This window comes from Paucibacter aquatile (assembly GCF_002885975.1).
Lineage (GTDB): Bacteria > Pseudomonadota > Gammaproteobacteria > Burkholderiales > Burkholderiaceae_C > Paucibacter_A > Paucibacter_A aquatilis.
Genome location: NZ_POSP01000003.1, coordinates 1,096,822 through 1,115,782, shown reverse-complemented (window position 1 = coordinate 1,115,782; position 18,961 = coordinate 1,096,822). Strand labels below are relative to the sequence as shown.

General features: G+C 66.3%; 15 protein-coding genes. 5 read left to right on the top strand and 10 right to left on the bottom strand.

The annotated features are described in order from the left end of the window. Positions 1 to 37 precede the first annotated feature (37 nt). Complete coding sequence (locus C1O66_RS08025) at positions 38 to 1,213, top strand: PA0069 family radical SAM protein (protein WP_102767396.1); 1,176 nt, start codon at positions 38 to 40, stop codon at positions 1,211 to 1,213. Positions 1,214 to 1,229: 16 nt separating this feature from the next. Here C1O66_RS08025 and C1O66_RS08020 read toward each other — a convergent pair whose 3' ends face one another. The 7 genes from C1O66_RS08020 to C1O66_RS07990 all read right to left on the bottom strand — a co-directional run bounded on the left by C1O66_RS08020 (position 1,230) and on the right by C1O66_RS07990 (position 9,774). Further along, positions 1,230 to 2,861, bottom strand: coding sequence for a response regulator (locus tag C1O66_RS08020; protein ID WP_102767395.1), 1,632 nt, complete (start codon positions 2,859 to 2,861; stop codon positions 1,230 to 1,232). Positions 2,862 to 3,139: 278 nt separating this feature from the next. Next, on the bottom strand, positions 3,140 to 4,282 hold the full coding sequence (gene dnaJ / locus C1O66_RS08015; protein WP_102767394.1) for a molecular chaperone DnaJ: 1,143 nt from the start codon (positions 4,280 to 4,282) through the stop codon (positions 3,140 to 3,142). Between the two features lie 129 nt (positions 4,283 to 4,411). Beyond that, the gene (dnaK, locus tag C1O66_RS08010) at positions 4,412 to 6,370 is read right to left on the bottom strand and encodes a molecular chaperone DnaK (RefSeq protein ID WP_102767393.1); all 1,959 of its coding nucleotides are present in this window, start codon (positions 6,368 to 6,370) and stop codon (positions 4,412 to 4,414) included. Between the two features lie 148 nt (positions 6,371 to 6,518). After that, on the bottom strand, positions 6,519 to 7,043 hold the full coding sequence (gene grpE, locus C1O66_RS08005) for a nucleotide exchange factor GrpE (RefSeq protein WP_102769540.1): 525 nt from the start codon (positions 7,041 to 7,043) through the stop codon (positions 6,519 to 6,521). A gap of 96 nt (positions 7,044 to 7,139) precedes the next feature. Further along, complete coding sequence (locus C1O66_RS08000; protein WP_102767392.1) at positions 7,140 to 7,577, bottom strand: RNA-binding S4 domain-containing protein; 438 nt, start codon at positions 7,575 to 7,577, stop codon at positions 7,140 to 7,142. Positions 7,578 to 7,604: 27 nt separating this feature from the next. Then, positions 7,605 to 9,071: a sensor histidine kinase gene (locus C1O66_RS07995; RefSeq protein WP_102767391.1), complete on the bottom strand. Its 1,467-nt coding sequence runs from the start codon at positions 9,069 to 9,071 to the stop codon at positions 7,605 to 7,607. Then, positions 9,064 to 9,774, bottom strand: a complete 711-nt coding sequence (locus C1O66_RS07990) for a response regulator transcription factor (protein WP_102767390.1) — start codon at positions 9,772 to 9,774, stop codon at positions 9,064 to 9,066. The genes C1O66_RS07995 and C1O66_RS07990 overlap by 8 nt, the downstream gene beginning before the upstream one ends. A 174-nt stretch (positions 9,775 to 9,948) precedes the next feature. Between C1O66_RS07990 and C1O66_RS07985 the strand changes: the two genes are divergently transcribed. The 4 genes from C1O66_RS07985 (at position 9,949) to C1O66_RS07970 (ending at position 14,178) form a co-directional block, all read left to right on the top strand. Beyond that, positions 9,949 to 10,983, top strand: coding sequence for a porin (locus C1O66_RS07985; protein WP_165794531.1), 1,035 nt, complete (start codon positions 9,949 to 9,951; stop codon positions 10,981 to 10,983). An 82-nt stretch (positions 10,984 to 11,065) separates the two neighbouring features. Next, on the top strand, positions 11,066 to 12,025 hold the full coding sequence (locus C1O66_RS07980; protein WP_102767388.1) for a Bug family tripartite tricarboxylate transporter substrate binding protein: 960 nt from the start codon (positions 11,066 to 11,068) through the stop codon (positions 12,023 to 12,025). Between the two features lie 91 nt (positions 12,026 to 12,116). Then, entirely contained in the window at positions 12,117 to 12,635 is a 519-nt protein-coding gene (locus C1O66_RS07975; RefSeq protein ID WP_102767387.1) for a tripartite tricarboxylate transporter TctB family protein, read from the top strand. A gap of 13 nt (positions 12,636 to 12,648) precedes the next feature. Further along, positions 12,649 to 14,178 carry a tripartite tricarboxylate transporter permease gene (locus C1O66_RS07970; protein ID WP_102767386.1) on the top strand — a complete coding sequence of 510 codons (1,530 nt, stop codon included), beginning with the start codon at positions 12,649 to 12,651 and terminating at the stop codon, positions 14,176 to 14,178. Between the two features lie 28 nt (positions 14,179 to 14,206). On the opposite strand, the gene hemH is transcribed toward C1O66_RS07970, so the two are convergent. The 3 genes from hemH to rpoD all read right to left on the bottom strand — a co-directional run bounded on the left by hemH (position 14,207) and on the right by rpoD (position 18,902). Continuing rightward, positions 14,207 to 15,301 (bottom strand): ferrochelatase, encoded by a 1,095-nt coding sequence (gene hemH / locus C1O66_RS07965; RefSeq protein ID WP_394341022.1) that lies wholly within the window; start codon positions 15,299 to 15,301, stop codon positions 14,207 to 14,209. Positions 15,302 to 15,364: 63 nt separating this feature from the next. Then, positions 15,365 to 16,348 carry an adenylate/guanylate cyclase domain-containing protein gene (locus C1O66_RS07960; RefSeq protein WP_102767385.1) on the bottom strand — a complete coding sequence of 328 codons (984 nt, stop codon included), beginning with the start codon at positions 16,346 to 16,348 and terminating at the stop codon, positions 15,365 to 15,367. Positions 16,349 to 16,628: 280 nt separating this feature from the next. Continuing rightward, positions 16,629 to 18,902, bottom strand: a complete 2,274-nt coding sequence (gene rpoD, locus C1O66_RS07955; RefSeq protein WP_102767384.1) for an RNA polymerase sigma factor RpoD — start codon at positions 18,900 to 18,902, stop codon at positions 16,629 to 16,631. Positions 18,903 to 18,961 lie beyond the last annotated feature (59 nt).

Sequence of the window (18,961 nt, the reverse complement as noted above, 5' to 3'; positions counted from 1 at the left end):
CGAACGGGATGCGCGAAATGCTGTATAAACGTACAGTATGTCACCCCTCCCACCAAGCCGCCCCAAGCGCCCGCTGCCGCCGGTTCCGACGGACCAGCCGCTCTACATCGCCGCCGACACCCTGAAAGGGCGGGGCACGGCCTGGGCGCTGGCGCACCGCTTCCAGAGCGAACAGCGCGAGCAGTTCGATGATGGCTGGGGCTCGCTGGCCCAGAGCTTCGATCCCGAGGCCTTGCCGCCCAGCACCCAAATCATCGAGGAGCGCGCCCAGCGCATCCTCTCGGGCAACCAATCGCCCGACATCCCCTTTGACCAGTCCATCAATCCCTACCGGGGTTGTGAGCATGGCTGTGTCTACTGCTTCGCCCGGCCGACGCACAGCTATCTCAACCTCTCGCCCGGGCTGGATTTCGAGACCCGCATCATCGCCAAGGTCAACGCCGCCGAGCGCCTGCAGGCCAGCTTCGCCAGCCCGCGCTATGTGCCACGCCTGACCTGCCTGGGCACGGCCACCGATGCCTACCAGCCCATCGAGCGCAAGCTGGGCATCACGCGGGCCTTGATCGAGGTGCTGCAGGCGCATCGCCACCCCTTCTCGGTGGTGACCAAGTCTTCGGGCATCGAGCGCGATCTGGATCTGCTCCAGCCCATGGCCGAGCAGCAGCTGGTGTCCTGCTACATCTCCATCACCACCCTGGACCCGGCCCTGGCCCGCATCCTGGAGCCGCGTGCCGCCTCGCCCCAGCGGCGCCTGCGCAGCTTGCAGACCCTGGCCGAGGCCGGGGTGCCCGTGGGGGTGAGCGTGTCGCCCTTGATTCCCTTTCTCAACGAGCCGGAGCTGGAGCAGATCCTGGAAGCGGCCGCTGCGCTGGGTGCACGCTCGGCCTTTTGCATCCCGCTGCGCCTGCCTTGGGAGGTGAACCCGCTGTTCCAGGACTGGCTGCAGCGCCATGTGCCCGAGCGGGCCGCGCGCATCATGGCCCGGGTGCGGGATATGCGCGGCGGCCGTGACAATGACCCGAACTTCGGCAGCCGCATGCGCGGCGAGGGCATCTGGGCCCAGCTGCTGTCGCAGCGCCTGCACAAGGCCTGCGCCCGCCTGGGCCTGTCGCGTGAGCGCTATCCGCTCGACCTGACGCGCTTTCAGCGGCCAGCAACTCAGCGCCCGGCATCGTCGGCAACCGAGCCCTCCAGCCAGGGCCGCCTGTTCTGATCCGCTTGAGGGGCGCTCAGCTCGGGGCGCCGGTGCGCAAGGCCAGGCCGCCGGCGGCGCGGTTGCGGTTGTTCAGCGAGGCGATGGGGATGACGTAGCGCGCCTGCAGCTCGCTGATGCGCTCAGCCAGTTGTTCGGCGTCGTCGATCTTCTCGGCATGGCGCTTGAGCACCAGGCTGGCCATGTCGATCAGCTTGGCGTTGCGGGTGCTTTCGCCTTGCTGGATCAGCAGCTCCACACCGGTGCGGGCGGAGCCGCGCATGGAATGGCGCATGGCCGTTTCGGCCACGCCGAAGATGCGGGTGTGGCAGCTGCGGAACTCGTTGGCCACGGCCTCGTTGTCCTCGCTGACCGAGACCAGCAGCTCCGAGCTGGCTTTGGAGGTGCAAAAGCGCAGGCCCAGCTGGGACATGATGGGCCCCATCTCATCCAGCTGAATGGCCAGCTTGGACAGGCGGATCCACAGGCCCACCAGCAGGCTGGCGGCTTCGAGGTCGAAATCTTCGCCGTCTGCCTCGGCGCTGAGCTGGCGGGCCAGCTCCAGGGCATTGCCGACCTTGTGTTCGGCCAGATGGCGCAGGCCGCGGAACACGGCCTCGAAGCGCTGCAGGCGCTTGGACTGCGGCCGCCGTTCCAACTCCTGCACCATGGCGTCGTGCGCGTACTTCAGGCCCTTGATGTCCTTGTTGTCAAAGCGCATGAAACCGATCAGCACCAGGCTCAGCATGTCAAACAGCTTGGAGCGCAGGCCTTGGGCCATGGTGCGCTCCATCATCTTCAGCGACTCTTCGCGCTGGCCGGCGTAGAAGGCCAGGCTGCCGCAGCGTTGCTGGCGCAGCAAGCAGCCGGGGGTGAGCTTGGCGGCGGTGCGGTAGGTCTCCAGGGCCGCTTCCAGCTCGCCTTGTTCCATCTGCACTCGGCCCATCACGTCGTAGGAATCGGCATGGTCGGGGATGTCGCCGATCAGGGTTTCCAGCGTGCGCCGTGCCGCCACCAGATTGCCAGCGGCCAGCTCGGAGCGCGCCACGCCCAGGCGTGCCCAGGGCACGGTCTTGGCTTCGATGATGGCGTCGTAGAGCTTGTGGGCCTCTTCGTGGCGGTTCAGGCGCAGCAAAAGCTCGGCACCGATGCGGGCGGCATAGAGCCAGAACTCGGCACGGGCATTGAATCGCTTGAGGCAATGGGCCGCGGCAGCCTCGAACTCCTGCTTCTCGATCGCCTCGAAGATGTCCTTGAGCACGCGCTTGCGGTGGCGCGCATGGGCCAGGCGGTCGGCCAGCGAGGCGCTGGTGTAGGGTTTGATCAGGTAGGCGTCGAGCGCAGCCTCGGCGGCCTCGGCCACCTTGGCATAGGACGCTTCGCCGGTGACCATGACGAAGACGGTGGAGTAGGGCAGCAGGTGCTCGCGGCGCAACTCGTCCAGCAGATCCTGGCCAGACATTTCGGTGCCGTCGAAGTGGTAGTCGCAGAGCACGATGTCGTAGGTCTTGTGCTCCAGGATGACGCGGGCGTCGCTGACGCGCGAGGCCTGGCGCACCTGCTGCACACCCAGATCGCGCAGCTGGGCCGAGAGCAGGCTGCGCGAGGTCGAGTTGCTGTCGATGATCAGCGCGCTGGCGTTCTGGATCTCGCGGTCCATCAAGGCCATGGGGCCTCCCGGCGCAAGCAGGTCGCGGCGCGGCCGCCGCGGTCAGGGCGGGCGGGGCGGGCGGGGCGTGGGGCGGTGGGCATCGGGCTTCTCACACCGGGAGTATCGGCGCGCCGGCCGGCCGACTTGAGTGCCCCCAAGGCCACAACAGCTCGGTGTTTGCCCGGCATTTCTGAGCCCAGCGCATGCCGAGGCGGGCAAGAAAAAGCGCCCGGATCAGGCCCGGTGGGACCTGATGGCGGGCGCTGGGGGAGGGGCCGGAGGGCCCTCCCGAGGGCTTACTTGAAGATGTCCTTGACCCGGTCGGTCCAGCTCTTGGCATTGGGCGAGTGCTTCTCGCCGCCTTCGCGGAAGCTCTTGTCCAGCTCCTTCATCAGCTTGCGCTGGTACTCGGTCAGCTTGACTGGGGTTTCCACGCTGATGTGGCAGTACAGATCGCCGGGGTAGCTCGAGCGCACGCCCTTGATGCCCTTGCCGCGCAGGCGGAAGGTCTTGCCATGCTGGGTGCCTTCGGGCAGCTCGATTTCGGCCTTGCCGCCCAGGGTGGGCACTTCGATCGTGCCGCCCAGGGTGGCCGTGGTCAGGCCCACCGGCATGGTGCAGTGCAGGTCATCCCCGTCGCGCTCGAAGATCTCGTGCTGCTTGATGCGAATCTCGATGTACAGGTCGCCCGAGGGGCCGCCGTTGACACCGGGTTCGCCATTGCCGGCCGAGCGAATGCGCATGCCTTCGTTGATGCCGGCCGGGATCTTGACTTCCAGCGTCTTGCTTTTCTTGACCTTGCCTTGGCCGTTGCAGGCGGTGCAGGGGTCCGGAATGATCTTGCCGGTGCCGTGGCAGTGCGGGCAGGTCTGCTGCACCGAGAAAAAGCCTTGGCGCATGTGCACCGTGCCCGAGCCATTGCAGGCGCCGCAGCTCTTGGCGCTGGTGCCGGGCTTGGCGCCGGTGCCGCTGCAGGTCTCGCAGTTGTCCCAGCTGGGGATGCGGATCTGCGATTCCTTGCCGCGGGCCGCTTCTTCCAGCGTGATCTCCATGGCGTAGGACAGGTCGCTGCCGCGGTAGACCTGCTGGCCGCCGCCGCGCCGGCCACCACCGCCGCCGTTGAAGATGTCGCCAAAGATGTCGCCAAAGGCCTCGGCGAAGCCGCCAAAGCCTTCGGCACCCGGGCCGCCGCGGCCGCCCATATTCGGGTCGACGCCGGCATGGCCGTATTGGTCATAGGCCGCGCGCTTTTGCGCGTCGGACAGCATCTCGTAGGCCTCTTTGGCCTCCTTGAACTGTTCTTCGGCCTTCTTCGCACCCTCGCCCTGGTTGCGGTCGGGGTGGTACTTCATGGCCAGCTTGCGGTAGGCCTTCTTGATCTCTTCTTCGGTTGCCGTTTTGGCGAGGCCGAGGATCTCGTAATAGTCACGCTTTGCCATGGGCGGGGTCCGTGCGGTTCAAAACAACAGCGCCGCGTCGAGCGGGGGAGGCATCAAACCTCCTTGGCTGCGGCGCGGCGGCGAAGACGGCCGGTTTCTCATTGGAGACCGGCGCGCCCAAGGTCTTTCTTACTTCGAGTCCTTGACTTCCTTGAACTCGGCGTCGACCACATTGTCGTCGGCCGGCTTGGCGGAAGCTTGCTGAGCCTGCGGCTGCTCGCCACCGGCGGCACCGGCTGCCGCCGCCTGCGCAGCTTGCGCGCCTTGTGCGTCGGCGTAGATCTTCTCGCCCAGCTTCTGGCTGGCGGTCATCAGGGCTTCGGTCTTGGCTTCGATGTCGGCCTTGTCGTCGGACTTGATCGATTCTTCGGCGGCCTTGATGGCTTCCTCGATCTTTTCCTTCTCACCGGCTTCCAGCTTGTCGCCATGCTCGGTCAGCGACTTGCGCACGCTGTGCACCAGACCATCGGCCTGGTTGCGGGCCTGCACCAGCTCAACCTTCTTCTTGTCCTCGCCGGCGTTGGCTTCGGCGTCCTTGACCATCTTTTCGATCTCGGCTTCGGACAGGCCGGAGTTGGCCTTGATGGTGATCTTGTTTTCCTTGCCGGTGCCCTTGTCCTTGGCGCCGACGTGCAGGATGCCGTTGGCGTCGATGTCGAAGGACACTTCGATCTGCGGCGTGCCGCGCGGTGCCGGCGGGATGCCTTCGAGGTTGAACTCACCCAGGCTCTTGTTGCCCGAGGCCAGCTCGCGCTCGCCTTGGTAGACCTTGATGGTCACGGCCGGCTGGTTGTCGTCGGCGGTGGAGAAGGTCTGGCTGAACTTGGTCGGGATGGTCGTGTTCTTGGCGATCATCTTGGTCATCACGCCACCCAGGGTTTCGATGCCCAGGGACAGCGGGGTCACGTCCAGCAGCAGCACGTCCTTGCGGTCGCCGCCCAGCACCTGGCCTTGAATCGCAGCCCCCACGGCCACAGCTTCGTCCGGGTTCACGTCACGGCGCGGTTCCTTGCCGAAGAACTCCTTGACCTTCTCTTGCACCTTGGGCATGCGGGTCATGCCGCCGACCAGGATCACGTCGTCGATGGCACCCACGGCCACGCCCGCGTCCTTGATGGCGGTGCGGCAGGGGGCGATGGTGCGCTCGATCAGCTCGTCCACCAGCGACTCCAGCTTGGCGCGGGTCAGCTTGACGTTCAGGTGCTTGGGGCCGGTCGCGTCGGCGGTGATGTAGGGCAGGTTGACGTCGGTTTGCGAGCTGTTGGACAGCTCGATCTTGGCCTTTTCTGCGGCTTCCTTCAGGCGCTGCAGGGCCAGCACGTCCTTGGTCAGGTCGACGCCTTGCTCTTTCTTGAACTCGGTGACGATGTAGTCAATGATGCGCTGGTCGAAGTCTTCGCCGCCCAGGAAGGTGTCGCCGTTGGTCGACAGCACTTCGAACTGCATTTCGCCGTCCACATCGGCGATTTCGATGATGGACACGTCAAAGGTGCCGCCGCCCAGGTCATACACCGCGATCTTGCGGTCGCCCTTGCCATGCTTGTCCAGGCCGAAGGCCAGGGCCGCGGCGGTGGGCTCGTTGATGATGCGCTTGACGTCCAGGCCGGCGATGCGGCCGGCGTCCTTGGTGGCTTGGCGCTGGGCGTCGTTGAAGTAGGCCGGCACCGTGATCACAGCTTCGGTCACTTCCTCACCGAGGTAGTCCTCGGCGGTCTTCTTCATCTTGCGCAGCACTTCGGCGCTGATCTGCGGCGGTGCCAGCTTCTTGCCGCGCACTTCCACCCAGGCGTCGCCGTTGTCGGCGGCTGCGATGGCGTAAGGCATCAGCTCGATGTCTTTTTGCACTTCCTTCTCGGTGAATTTGCGGCCGATCAGGCGCTTCACCGCGTACAGGGTGTTCTTGGGGTTGGTCACGGCCTGGCGTTTGGCCGAGGCGCCGACCAGGATCTCGCCATCTTCTTGGTAGGCAATGATGGACGGGGTGGTGCGAGCGCCTTCGGCGTTCTCGATCACGCGGGTCGTGTTGCCTTCCATGACGGCCACGCACGAGTTCGTGGTGCCCAAGTCAATGCCAATGATCTTTCCCATGGTCTTACTCCTGAAGAATTTTGATGCGTTGCTGGCGGCGCGCTGATGGCTGGTGAAAGCGCTGGCGCGGCGGCCGGATGGTTCTTAGCTGCGGCTGGCGGTCGGGCTTTCAAGCCCGGCCGACCGAGCATTTCGTGCAGTTTTGTCTTTATTTCGGGGCGGTGACGGTCACCAGGGCCGGGCGCAGCACGCGCTCGGCGATGGAGTAGCCCTTTTGCAGGACCATGACCACCGTGTTGGGCTCTTGCTCGGCCGGCACGACCGAGATGGCCTGGTGCTGGTGCGGGTCGAACTTGGTGCCGGCGCTGGGGTTGATCTCCAGCACCTTGTTGCGCTCCAGGGCCGAGGCCAGCTGGCGGCGGGTGGCGTGCACGCCTTCCAGCACCGTCTCGACCTTGGCGTCGGGCAGGGCGATGGCGGCGTCCATGCTGTCCATCACGGGCAGCATGGATTCGGCGAAGGATTCCACGGCGAACTTGCGGGCCTTGGACATTTCTTCTTCCGAGCGGCGGCGGATGTTCTCCACCTCGGCCTTGGCGCGCAGGTAGGCGTCCGACATCTCGGCCAGGCGGGCTTCCACCTCGGCCAGCTTGGTCGCAGCGCTGTCCGCGCCGGTCTCGGCGGCAGAGGTCTCGGGGATCGGCTCTTGGGGGGTGGGAGTGTCTGTGGTCATGATGCAAAAAGAAGCAATGGGGCGCATATGGGCCCCATGCCCTCGATTTCAAGAGGGCTTTTCGAAGGAAATAGGCCGGGTTAACCCGCTATTTTCTCATTCTGAGTCAGCGCTGGCCGACCAGCGGTCCCAGTCGCTGAGGCGGCGGCGGTCCTGCTTGGTGGGGCGGCCCTGGGTGATGGTGGCGGCCGGCTCGGGCGCCAGACGGCGGCGCTCGGCCGCCAGCTCGCGGCGCCGGATGCTCTCGGGCGTTTCTTCGTACATGCCCTGCGCCTGGCTGGCCGGGCCGCGCTGCGGGCTCAGGCCCAGCACGCGCACCTCGCGATCCACCACGCCCTGGCGGAAATGCAGCAGGTCACCGAGCTTGAGCTCGCGCGAAGCCTTGGCCACCTGCTCGTTCACCTGCACCCGGCCCTTGCCAATTTCCTCGGCGGCCAGCGAGCGGGTCTTGAAGAAACGCGCCGCCCAGAGCCATTTGTCCAGGCGCACGCCGGTTTCGGCGGCGTCGTGCTCTTCTTTGCCCTTGTTTTTCATGCCGGCGATTTTCGCTCAGGCTTTCGCTCAGGTGCCGGCCCGGGGCAGTTCCACCACCGCGTCCAGCCCGCCCACCTGCCCCTCCGCCCCGAGTCGGTTGCTGAGCGCGATGCGGCCGTTCAGCGACATCACCAGGGCGTGGCAGATGGCCAGGCCCAGGCCTGAGCCGGAGGGGTTGTCGCCGCTCGCAAAGGGCAGGAAGAGGCGCGCCTGCTGCGCCGGCGAGAGGCCCGGGCCGCTGTCGGCAATGGTCAGCCGCGCCAGCTCGTCCAGACCGCGCAGCTCGATCGTCAGCCGCCCGCCAGCAGGCGTATGTAGGATGGCGTTGTGCAGCAGATTGCGGGTCAGCTCGCGCAAGGCCCATTCGTGGCTGGCGATGGGGGCGGGCTCGGTGCTGATGTCGAAATCCAGGCCGCGCTGCACGATCAGGGGCGCCAGGTCCAGGGCCACGGCGCGTGTCACCTCGGCCCAGTCCTGGCGCGGCATGGCGGCATGGGGTTGGTCGCCCTGCTGGCGCATCTGCTCGGCCTTGGCCAGGGCCAGCATCTGGTTGGCGACCTGGGTGGCGCGGGCCACGGTGGTGTCGATCTCGGCCAGGGCCTGCATGGGCTCGACATCGCCTTGCCGGGCCGATTGCACCTGCACCTTGAGCACGGCCAGCGGCGTGCGCAGCTGGTGCGAGGCATCGCGCACAAAGCGCTTCTGGTGCTCCAGCAGCCGGGCCTGGCGGGTCAGGGCTTCGTTGGTGGCCGCGATCAGCGGCTGCAGCTCGGCCGGCAGGCCGCTCGGAGCGCTGGGCAGCGGGCGCAGGTCATCGGCCTCGCGCGACTGGATCAGCTCGCTGAGCGCGCGCACCGGCCGCGTCGAGCGCTGCACCACCAGCCAGACCACGCCGGCAATCACCGCCAGCATGGTGGCCTGGCGCCAGAGCGTGTCCAGCAGTACCTGGCGGGCCAGGGCGTGGCGCAGGTCCAGGGTTTCGGCCACCTGGATGGTGGCCTGGCCGATGCCGGCCTGGCCGGCCACCGGCTGCAGCAGCACGGCCATGCGCACCGGCTCGCCGCGGTAGAAGCCATCGTAAAAATCCACCAGGGCGGCGTACTTGCTGCGTTGGGGCAGGGGGCCTTTCCAGGCCGGCAGGTCCTCGTAGCCGGCCAGCATCTCGCCCTGGAAGCCGCTGACCTTGAAATACAGCCGCGTGCTGTTGCCCGACTCGAAAGTCTCCAGCGCCGAATAGGGCACGCTGGCGCGCAGCCGCGGGCCTTGCGGCGAGCCCTCCACGCTGAGCAGCTCACCGATCGCCTTGGCCGAGGCCAGCAGGGTGCGGTCATAGGCCGTGTCGACGGCGCTCAGGGCCTCGCGGTAGAGGCTGACGGTGTTGATGGCCACCAGCAGGCCCACCGGCAGCAAGATGCCCAGCAGCAGGCGGCTGCGCATGGACAGCCGGCTCCAGCGTGAGCTCGCTTCGCTGGAAACGCTTGAAGACTCAGGCATCGCCGGCTTCGGCCTGCAGCAGGTATCCGAGGCCGCGCAAGGTGGCCAGGCGGGCGCTGCTGTCGCTGGCGGCCAGCTTTTTGCGCAGGCGGTAGGCCACCACCTCGATGGCATCAGGCAGCGCCTCGCTCGCACCGGCAAACACCAGGTCGAACAAGCGCTCCTTGGCCACCGCCTGGCCGGGCTTGGCCAGCAGGGCGCGCAGCAGGGCGGCCTCGCGCGGCGCCAGGTCCAGAGGCTGGCCGCGCAGGTAGACGGCACCGCTGTCGGGGTCGGCGCGCAGTCCGCAGAACTCGGGCGTCAGGGGCCGGTCGTCGGCGCCGTGCGGGTTGCTGCCTTGCGGGCCGCGCCGGCGCACCAAGGCGCGCACGCGGGCTTCCAGCTCGTCCAGGTCAAAGGGTTTGGGCAGGTAGTCGTCGGCCCCGATGTTGAGACCGAGGATGCGGTCACCCAGGGTGCCGCGCGCGGTGATGATGATGACGGGGGTGTCCAGGCCTTCGGCGCGCGCTTCGCTGAGCACATCGAGGCCATCGCGGCCCGGCATGGACAGGTCCAGCAGCACGACATCGGGCAGGCTGGCGCGCCAGCGCGAGAGGGCACGCTCGCCATCGTCACAGGTGCTGACGCGAAAGCCGCGGCGCTCGAAGGATCGCTGCAGCGTGGTTTGCATCGCCAGGTTGTCCTCGATCACCAAGAGTTTCATGCGGGCAACGATAGCAGAGCGCCCCCGCGCCGCCGGGCCTCGGCCGCCTCGGGTTTTGCCCCAGGGCTTTGGACAGGCATTTGACAGCCTGGCTCAGCACCATGGCGGTGCACGCTGGGCGAGCCGCCCCGCCTGCGTCCAAAACCAAACCCAAAAATGACGGAGACAAGACCTATGAAAACGAAGCGTGGATCTCAAGTCCTGGGCCGCGGCCTGGCTCTGGCTGTGTTGTGCAGCAGCGCCGGCTTGGCCGCTGCGCAGAGCTCGGTGACGATTTTCGGCGTCATGGACGTGGGCGTGCAGCGCCTGTCCAACGGTGGCAAGAACCTGTCCCTGGTCAGCATCGACGGCATGCAGACCAGCCGCATCGGCTTTCGCGGCACTGAGGATCTGGGCAATGGACTGAGCGCCAGCTTCCACCTCGAAGGCGCGGTGGGCCCCGATGTGGGTTCGGGCGGTGACTGGCGCCGCCGCGCGACCGTCAGCGTCAGCGACAAGGCGGCCGGTGAGGTGCGCCTGGGCCGCGACTATGTGCCCACCTTCTGGAACATCAGCCGCTTCAATGCCTTCGGCACCAACGGTGTCGGTGCCGCCAGCAATCTGGTCTATGGCTTCGACGGCGCCTCGTCCACGGCCAAGACGGTGATCCGCTCGGACAACTCGGTCGGCTACTTCCTGCCCTCGAATCTGGGCGGCATCTACGGCCAGGCCATGATGGCCGCGGGCGAGGGGTCGACCGGCAAATATGTGGGCGGCCGCCTGGGCTATGCGCAAGGGTCACTCGATGTGGCCGGCGCCTGGTCAGAGACCACCAACACCGCGGCCGGCACCAAGTTCAAGGTGGGCAATCTGGGCGGCAGCTACACGGTTGATGCCTTCAAGCTGCTCGGCCTGTATCACGTCAGCAAACAGGCCACGCGCGAGCAGACCAATTGGGTGCTGGGCGGCACCTACACCCAGGGCGCCCATGTGCTGCGTTTCAGCCATGTGCGCTCCAAGAACCGCGACAGCGCCAACGGCAGCGACTACAGTGGCAAGCTGCTGGCCCTGGGGTATGTCTACAACCTGTCCAAGCGCAGCTCGATCTACGCCACCACCTCGCGGGTGCAGAACAGCGCGACCGGCAAGTTCCTGATCCCTGGCGGCTCGGCCGTGCTGGCAGGGCAGAGCTCGACCGGCACGGAATTGGGCATCTATCACTCGTTCTGATCGGGCTCAGGCCGCGGCAGCCCTCTGCCGCTGCGGCGCCGAGACGACCCACAAGACAGCAAAAACACAGGAGACAAGCACCATGCGTCGCGACACCTTTCTGAAATCCCTGGCCGCCCTGGCTGCCGCCGGCGCCTTGCCGGAGCTGGCGAGCGCCAGCGCCAACATCAAGATGATGATCCCCGCCAACCCGGGCGGCGGCTGGGACACCACCGGTCGTGCCCTGGGCAAGGCCTTGCAGGACGCGGGCATGGCGTCCTCGGTGCAGTACGAGAACAAGGGTGGCGCAGCCGGTGCCATCGGCCTGGCCCAATTCGTCAACGCCAGCAAGGGCGATGGCAACGCGCTGATGGTCATGGGCGCGGTGATGCTGGGCGGCATCATCACCGGCAAGCCGCCGGTCAGCCTGACGCAAGCCACCCCGATCGCGCGCCTGACCAGCGAGTACAACGTCTTTGTGCTGCCGTCCAACTCGCCGCTCAAGACCATGAAGGACGTGGTCGAGCAGATGAAGAAAGACCCCGGCAGCGTGAAATGGGGCGGCGGCTCGCGCGGCTCGACCGAGCATGTGGCGGCAGCCATGATCGCCCGCGATGTTGGTGTGGATGCGGCCAAGATCAACTACGTGCCCTTCCGCGGCGGCGGCGAGGCCACGGCCGCCATCTTGGGTGGCAATGTCACCGTCGGTGGCAGCGGCTACAGCGAGTTCGCCCAGTACATCGAGAGCGGCAAGATGCGCCCCATCGCCGTGACCGCGCCGACCCGGCTCAAGGGCCTGAACGTGCCGACGCTGCGCGAACTGGGCATCAATGTCGAGATCGGCAACTGGCGCGGCGTCTACGCGCCCCCGGGCATCAGCATGGAGCAGCACAAGGCGCTGACCGACATGATGACCCTGGTCTTCCGCAACAAGAGCTGGATCGAGGCGCTGGAGAAGAACGGCTGGACCCCGGCACTGCTGACCGGCAAGGCCTTTGCCGATTTCGTGGACCAGGAGTTCGCCATGCTGCGGGCCGTGATGGTCAAGTCCGGAATGATCTGAGCGATCACGCGCCGGCAAGGCGTGGCACGCGCATCCGGCCGGGCGGGAGCTGGGCGGGATGGCGCTGAGTTCATTTGTTAGCGAGGGTCCTATGGCGACCGAAACTTCTTCTTCCTCCGTGCTGCACCAGAGCCTGGTCGGCGGTGGCGCACTGCTGATCGGCGCGCTGATGGCGTACGGCGCCACCTTCATTCCTTCCGATGCCGGCTACGCCGGTGTCGGCCCCAATGCCTTGCCCTGGCTGGTCTCGGTGGTGCTGATGATCTGCGGCACCTGGCTGATCTGGGAAGCGCGCAGCGGCGGTTACCGCGCCATGGAGACGCCCTCGGGCGCGGCCCAGGGCGACTGGAAGGCGGTGGCCTGGGTGGTGGCGGGTGTGCTCGCCAATGCCGGCCTGATCACCGTGGTCGGCTTCATCCTGGCGTGTGCCTTGTGCTTCACCCTGGCGGTGCGTGGCCTGCGCATGTCGGAAGGCCGCCCCGGCGGCGATCTTCGCCAGACCGTGATCGACGGCGTCAGCGGCGTGCTGATTGCCGCGCCGGTCTTCTGGCTCTTCACCAAACTGCTGGCCATCCAGCTGCCCGGCCTGACGGCCAGCGGCTGGCTCTGAGGACGACAACGCCATGGAACTCTGGAATCAGCTGCTCGGCGGCTTCATGACGGCCGGCACGCCGGTCAATCTGCTCTGGGCCTTTCTGGGCTGTGTGATCGGCACCGGCATCGGTGTGCTGCCGGGCCTGGGCCCGGCGGTGACGGTGGCCATGTTGCTGCCCATCACCTCCCAGGTCGAGCCCACGGCCTCGATGATTTTCTTCGCCGGCATTTACTACGGTGCCATGTACGGCGGATCCACCACCTCCATCCTGCTCAACACCCCCGGTGAGACCGGGACCATGGTGACGGCGCTGGAGGGCTTCAAGATGGCCAAGAGCGGCCGCGCCGGTGCGGCCCTGGCCACCTCGGCCATCGGCTCCTTCGTGGCCGGCACGATTGCCACCGTGCTGGTGACGCTGTTCGCGCCGGTCATGGCCGAGTTCGCCGTGACCCTCGGCCCGCCGGAATACTTCTGTCTGATGCTGCTGGCCTTCACCACCGTCAGCGCGGTGCTGGGCAAGAGCACGCTGCGCGGCATGACGGCCTTGTTCATCGGACTGGCCATGGGCCTGGTCGGCCTGGACCAGATCACCGCGCAGGTGCGCTACACCGGCGGCGTGCCCGAGTTCATGGACGGCATCGAGGCGGTGCTGGTGGCCGTGGGCTTGTTTGCGGTGGGCGAGACCTTGTACAACGCGCTCTACGAGGGCCGGAGCACGCAAGAGATCAACAAGATGAGCAGCGTGCACATGACAGGCAGCGAGTGGCGCCGCTCCTGGCCGGCCTGGCTGCGTGGCACAGTGATCGGTTTCCCCTTCGGCACCATCCCGGCCGGTGGCTCGGAGATTCCGACCTTTCTGAGCTATGCCGCCGAGCGCAAGCTGAGCAAGCACCCGGAGGAGTTTGGCACCACCGGCGCCATCGAAGGCGTGGCCGGCCCCGAGGCCGCCAACAATGCCGCGGTGACCGCCACTCTGGTGCCGCTGCTGACCCTGGGCATCCCGACCTCGGTGACCGCGGCCATCATGCTCTCGGCTCTGCAGAACTACGGCATCCAGGCCGGACCGCAGCTGTTCCAGACCTCGTCCACCCTGGTCTGGGCCCTGATCGCCTCGCTCTACATCGGCAATGTGATGCTGCTGGTGCTGAACCTGCCCTTGGTGGGCCTGTGGGTCAAGCTGCTCAAGATCCCCAAGCCGCAGCTCTACGCCGGCATCCTGATCTTCGCCACCGTGGGGGTCTACGGCATGCGCCAGAGTGCGTTCGATTTGGTCGTCATGTTGGCCATCGGCTTGCTGGGCGTGGTGATGCGCCGCTTTGACTTCCCGACCGCACCGGTGGTGGTGGGCATGATTCTGGGCCCGATTGCCGAGGCGCAGATGCGCAATGCCCTGTCTATCGGCGAGGGCCACTGGGGTGTGTTCGTGCAGCGGCCCATGTCGGCCGGCCTGCTGGCGCTGGTGGTGCTGGTGCTGGTCTTGCCGCGGCTGTGGCCGCGGGTGGTGCGCTGGCGTGAGGTGAGGCTGGCGGCGCAGCGCAATGCGGCGCACACCACCTGACCTTCCTGATCAGGGGCTCGCGCCCTGATCAGTCCTTGGCGCCCAGGGCCAGCGCGCGTTCGCGCTGTGCCGCCAGGGCGGAGGCATCAGCCACCTCGCGCGTGGGCCAGCCTTGCAGATGCTGTTCGGCCAGGTCGGCCAGGGCGCGCAAGCCGGCCGGGTCGTCGTTCAGGCAGGGCACATAGCTGAAGCGTTGGCCGCCCGCGTGCAGGAACGCTTCGCGCGCTTCCTGGTTGATTTCTTCCAGCGTCTCCAGGCAGTCGGCGCTGAATCCGGGGCAGATCAGGGTGACGCTCTTCAGGCCCTCCTGGGCCAGCTTGATCAGGCTGGGTTCGGTGTAGGGCTCCAGCCATTTGGCCTTGCCGAAGCGGCTCTGGAAGGTCACCAGCCATTGCTCGCGACTGAGCCCCAGGGCCTCGGCCAGCAAGCGGCCGGTCTTCAGGCATTCGCAGTGATAGGGATCACCAAGGGCCAGGGTGCGGGCCGGCATGCCGTGGAAACTCATCACCAGCTTGTCGCTGCGGCCGTGCTCGGCCCAGTGGCGGCGCACGCTGTCCGCCAGGGCGGCGATGTGCTGGGGCTGGTCGTAGTAGCGGTTGATGAAACGCAGCTCGGGCAGGTGGCGGGTCTGCAAGCTCCAGCGCGCCACGTCGTCGATCACGCTGGCGGTGGTGGCGCCCGAGTACTGCGGGTAGGCTGGCAGCACCAGCACACGGGTGGCGCCTTCGGTACGCAGGGCATCAAGCTGGGCAGCGATGGACGGCTGACCGTAGCGCATGGCGTAGCGCACGCTGAGGCGGTGGCCACGCTCGCCCAGCAGGCCTTGCAGCAGCTTGGACTGACGCTCGGTCCAGACCTTGAGCGGAGAGCCTTCTGGCAGCCAGACGGTGGCGTACTTGGCCGCTGACTTGGCCGGGCGCACGCGCAGGATGATGCCGTGCAGGATCAGCATCCAGATCAAGCGCGGGATCTCAACCACCCGCGGGTCGCTCAGGAACTGAGCGAGGTAGGTGCGCAGCGCAGCGGCCGTGGGCGCCTCGGGCGTGCCGAGGTTGCAGAAGAGGAGGGCGGTCTTGGGGGCGCTACCGTGGCGGTAGGCGGGTTCAGGCTTCATCATGCTCATCCGGGCATGATAGGGCTTGGTCTGAGTGCCTGCAGCTGTGGGGCTGCAGGCAAGGGGGCGAGCTCAGTGTTGGCTGGCGTTGCTGCCGGGTTTGCTGCTGGCGCTGCCCAGCTGCAGCGGCTCGGTATCGGCGAAGTGCAGCACTTCGAAGCGCACGGTCGGCGAGGTCGGGTCCACCGGCGGGCTGCCCAGGCCGATGGCACCGCTGCCGTGCAGGGTGCAGCTGCCGCGCTTGAGGCTGACGATCTCGCCGTCCAGGCCGAAACGCACGAAGGTGCCGTTGTAGCTGAGGTCGGTGATGGAAAAACTGCCGCCATGCCAGTCGATGCGGGCATGCGAGCGCGACACCCGGCCATCGGTGATGCAGTAGGTGGCCTGCACGCTGCGGCCCAGCACGATGGGCATGCTGTCGATGTCGAAGACGCGGTCCAGATCCATCCACACCAGGCGGATGCCGTCGGGCTCTACCGCATGGACCACCTCGCCAAACTGCGTGGCCGCCATATCGCTCTGGTTGGGTTGGTCCAGCACATGGACATGCACCGGCTCGGCCCGGCCGCGCAGAGCGATCAGATCCAGGCTGCGAAAGCGCAGCTTTTGCGTGCTGGGCAGGCCGGCGAGCACCTCGGCGGTGATCAGGGTTTCGTTGTCGCCGGCGTGGTCGAGCAGGCGGGCGGCCACATTGACGGCATCGCCGAAGCAGTCACCGTTGAGCTCCACCACCTCGCCGCGCGCCAGGGCCACCTGCATGCGCAGGGCGCGCAGGCTGGCCGAACCCTGCTGCTTGCCGCGCGCCACCAGGTGCTCCAGAAACTCGTGCATGCGGATGGCGGACTTGACGCCATCGCGCGGCACCTCGAACACCGCCATCAGCCCGTCGCCCAGGGTCTTGATCAGGCGGCCATTGCACTCGTCGACCGCACGCGCGATCAGGTTCACGGTGTGGGTGACCAGGGCCGAGGCTTCGGCATTGCCCAGGGTCTCGAACAGTGCTGTGCTGCCGCGCAAATCGGCAAACAAAACAGTGCGTTCCCGGATGTCGGCCATGTCAGATCAGAAGGGGCGAAAGTGCGTGAAGTTCTTGGCAGTGTAGCCGCCCCACATGATGGTGGATGGTCAGGGCAGTGGGCAGGGTTTCGTGTGCGCGCCGGCCTCGAATCCGTGTCCCTGATGCGCCCATAAAAAGGGCTGGATCGCTCCAGCCCTTGGCTCTTCAGACTCGCCTGATGACAGCTTGCCCAGGTACGTGCGCAGCTTGTGCCTGCGGCTCAAGCCGCGTCGCCGCTGCGCGGCAGCCCGCCGTAGCGGGCTACGCATCTGGCCAAGCTTACAGGTTGTCCAGATATGTGCGCAGCTTGTCCGAGCGGCTCGGATGCTTGAGCTTGCGGATGGCCTTGGCTTCGATCTGGCGGATGCGTTCGCGGGTGACGTCGAACTGTTTGCCGACTTCTTCCAGCGTGTGGTCCGTGCTCATTTCGATGCCGAAGCGCATGCGCAGCACCTTGGCTTCGCGCGGGGTCAGCGAGTCGAGGATGTCCTTCACCACATCGCGCAGGCCGGCTTGCATCGCTGCTTCGATTGGCGCGGTGTTGTTGGTGTCCTCGATGAAATCGCCCAGGTGGCTGTCGTCATCGTCACCGATCGGCGTTTCCATGGAGATCGGCTCTTTGGCGATCTTCATGATCTTGCGGATCTTGTCCTCGGGGATTTCCATTTTCTCGGCCAGGGTCGGCGCATCCGGCTCAAAGCCGAATTCCTGCAGATGCTGGCGCGAGATGCGGTTCATCTTGTTGATCGTTTCGATCATGTGCACCGGGATACGGATGGTGCGGGCCTGATCGGCGATCGAACGGGTGATGGCCTGACGGATCCACCAGGTCGCATAGGTCGAGAACTTGTAGCCGCGACGGTATTCGAACTTGTCCACCGCTTTCATCAGGCCGATATTGCCTTCCTGGATCAGGTCCAGGAACTGCAGGCCGCGGTTGGTGTACTTCTTGGCGATGGAGATCACGAGGCGCAAGTTGGCCTCGATCATTTCCTTCTTGGCGTCGCGCGAGGCCTTTTCGCCCTCGTTCATCTTCTTGTTGATGTCCTTGAGGTCATCAATCGGCACGACGGCCTTGCTCTGGATGTCGATCAGCTTTTGCTGCAGTTCCTGCACCGGCGGCAGGTTGCGGGCCAGCACGGCAGAGTAAGGCTTGCCGGCGGCGACTTCCTTCTCGGCCCAGGCGCGGTTCAGCGCATTGGGCGGGAAGTTCTTGATGAAGTACTCCTGTGGCATGCCGCACTTGTCGACCACGATCTTGCGCAGTTCGCGCTCGTAGCGGCGCACATCGTCCACCTGCGAGCGCAGCAGATCGCAGAGCTTTTCAATCGTCTTGACGGTGAAGCGGATGGTCATCAGCTCGGCGCTGATGGCTTGCTGGGCCTTGTTGTAGGTCGGCGACTTGTAGCCGTCCTTCTCAAAAGCCTTGCGCATCTTGTCGAAGTTGACGGCCAGCGAATCCAGCTTGACCAGCGCGGCGTTCTTCAGCTCTTCCAGCTTCTTGGTCAGGGCCTTGGAGCCGCCGTTGCCGTCGTCGTCGTCTTCTTCGTCGAACTCGTCGAAGTCTTCTTCGGCCACATAGTCGTCGGCCTCATCGGCAGCGACGAAGCCGTCCACCACTTCCGAGATGGTCTTCTCGCCGGCGCGGATCTTGTCGGCCAGGTCGAGGATGTGGGCGATGGTGGTGGGCGAGGCCGAGATGGCCAGCATCATGGCCTGCAGGCCGCCTTCGATGCGCTTGGCGATTTCGATCTCGCCTTCGCGGGTCAGCAGTTCGACCGTGCCCATTTCGCGCATATACATGCGCACCGGGTCGGTGGTGCGGCCGAATTCCGAGTCCACGGTGGACAGGGCGGCTTCGGCGGCTTCTTCGGCTTCTTCTTCGGTCGAGGTGGCGGTGGCGCTGCCCTGGATCAGCAGGGTGGCGGCATCTGGAGCCTGCTCGTAGACCGCGATGCCCATGTCGTTCAACATGGAGATGATGGCCTCGAGGATTTCCTCGTTGACCAGCTTCTCGGGCAAGTGGTCGTTGATTTCCTGATGGGTCAGGAAACCACGCGTCTTGCCCATCTTGATCAGGGTCTTCAGCTCGTGGCGGCGCTTGGCGGCTTCTTCTTCCGTCAGTGCCGTTTCTTCCAGGCCGAACTCACGCATCAGCGCGCGCTCCTTGGCGCGCGAGACCTTCATGCGCAGGGGCTTGGCCTTGGGCTTGTCCTCGGCAGCTTCGGCCACTTCGGCTTCGGCTTCGGGCTCGCCTTCCAGATCGGCTTCGAGGTCCGAGAAGTCTTCTTCCTCGACCTCGGCGGCCTTCTTGCCTGCGGCCTTCTTGGTCTCGGTGGCTGCCTTGGGCTTGCGGCCGCGCTTGGGCTTGTCCTCGCCCTCTGCCGTGGCCGCTGCGGCCTTGGGCGCCTTCACGGCCTTGGCCGGCTTCTCGGCTTTTTCGGCAGTGGCTGCGTCGGCCTTCACGGCCTTGACCACCCGCACGACCTTGGCGGCGGGCTTTTTGGTTTCTTCGGCTTCGGGTGCGGTGGGCGCGGTCTTCTTGGCAGTCATGCAGATCCTCGGGTGGATGGTGGGCGGGCGGGCCGAAAAGCTAGGGAAAGCGGGAAACT

Coding starts and splice junctions, on each gene's coding strand:
- dnaJ (WP_102767394.1), bottom strand. CDS start 4,282: ATGGCAAAGCGTGACTATTACGAGATCCTCGGCCTCGCCAAAACGGCA.
- grpE (WP_102769540.1), bottom strand. CDS start 7,043: ATGACCACAGACACTCCCACCCCCCAAGAGCCGATCCCCGAGACCTCT.
- C1O66_RS07990 (WP_102767390.1), bottom strand. CDS start 9,774: ATGAAACTCTTGGTGATCGAGGACAACCTGGCGATGCAAACCACGCTG.
- C1O66_RS07960 (WP_102767385.1), bottom strand. CDS start 16,348: ATGGCCGACATCCGGGAACGCACTGTTTTGTTTGCCGATTTGCGCGGC.
- C1O66_RS07970 (WP_102767386.1), top strand. CDS start 12,649: ATGGAACTCTGGAATCAGCTGCTCGGCGGCTTCATGACGGCCGGCACG.
- rpoD (WP_102767384.1), bottom strand. CDS start 18,902: ATGACTGCCAAGAAGACCGCGCCCACCGCACCCGAAGCCGAAGAAACC.
- C1O66_RS07975 (WP_102767387.1), top strand. CDS start 12,117: ATGGCGACCGAAACTTCTTCTTCCTCCGTGCTGCACCAGAGCCTGGTC.
- C1O66_RS07995 (WP_102767391.1), bottom strand. CDS start 9,071: ATGCCTGAGTCTTCAAGCGTTTCCAGCGAAGCGAGCTCACGCTGGAGC.
- C1O66_RS08020 (WP_102767395.1), bottom strand. CDS start 2,861: ATGGCCTTGATGGACCGCGAGATCCAGAACGCCAGCGCGCTGATCATC.
- hemH (WP_394341022.1), bottom strand. CDS start 15,301: ATGAGCATGATGAAGCCTGAACCCGCCTACCGCCACGGTAGCGCCCCC.
- C1O66_RS07985 (WP_165794531.1), top strand. CDS start 9,949: ATGAAAACGAAGCGTGGATCTCAAGTCCTGGGCCGCGGCCTGGCTCTG.
- C1O66_RS07980 (WP_102767388.1), top strand. CDS start 11,066: ATGCGTCGCGACACCTTTCTGAAATCCCTGGCCGCCCTGGCTGCCGCC.
- dnaK (WP_102767393.1), bottom strand. CDS start 6,370: ATGGGAAAGATCATTGGCATTGACTTGGGCACCACGAACTCGTGCGTG.
- C1O66_RS08000 (WP_102767392.1), bottom strand. CDS start 7,577: ATGAAAAACAAGGGCAAAGAAGAGCACGACGCCGCCGAAACCGGCGTG.
- C1O66_RS08025 (WP_102767396.1), top strand. CDS start 38: ATGTCACCCCTCCCACCAAGCCGCCCCAAGCGCCCGCTGCCGCCGGTT.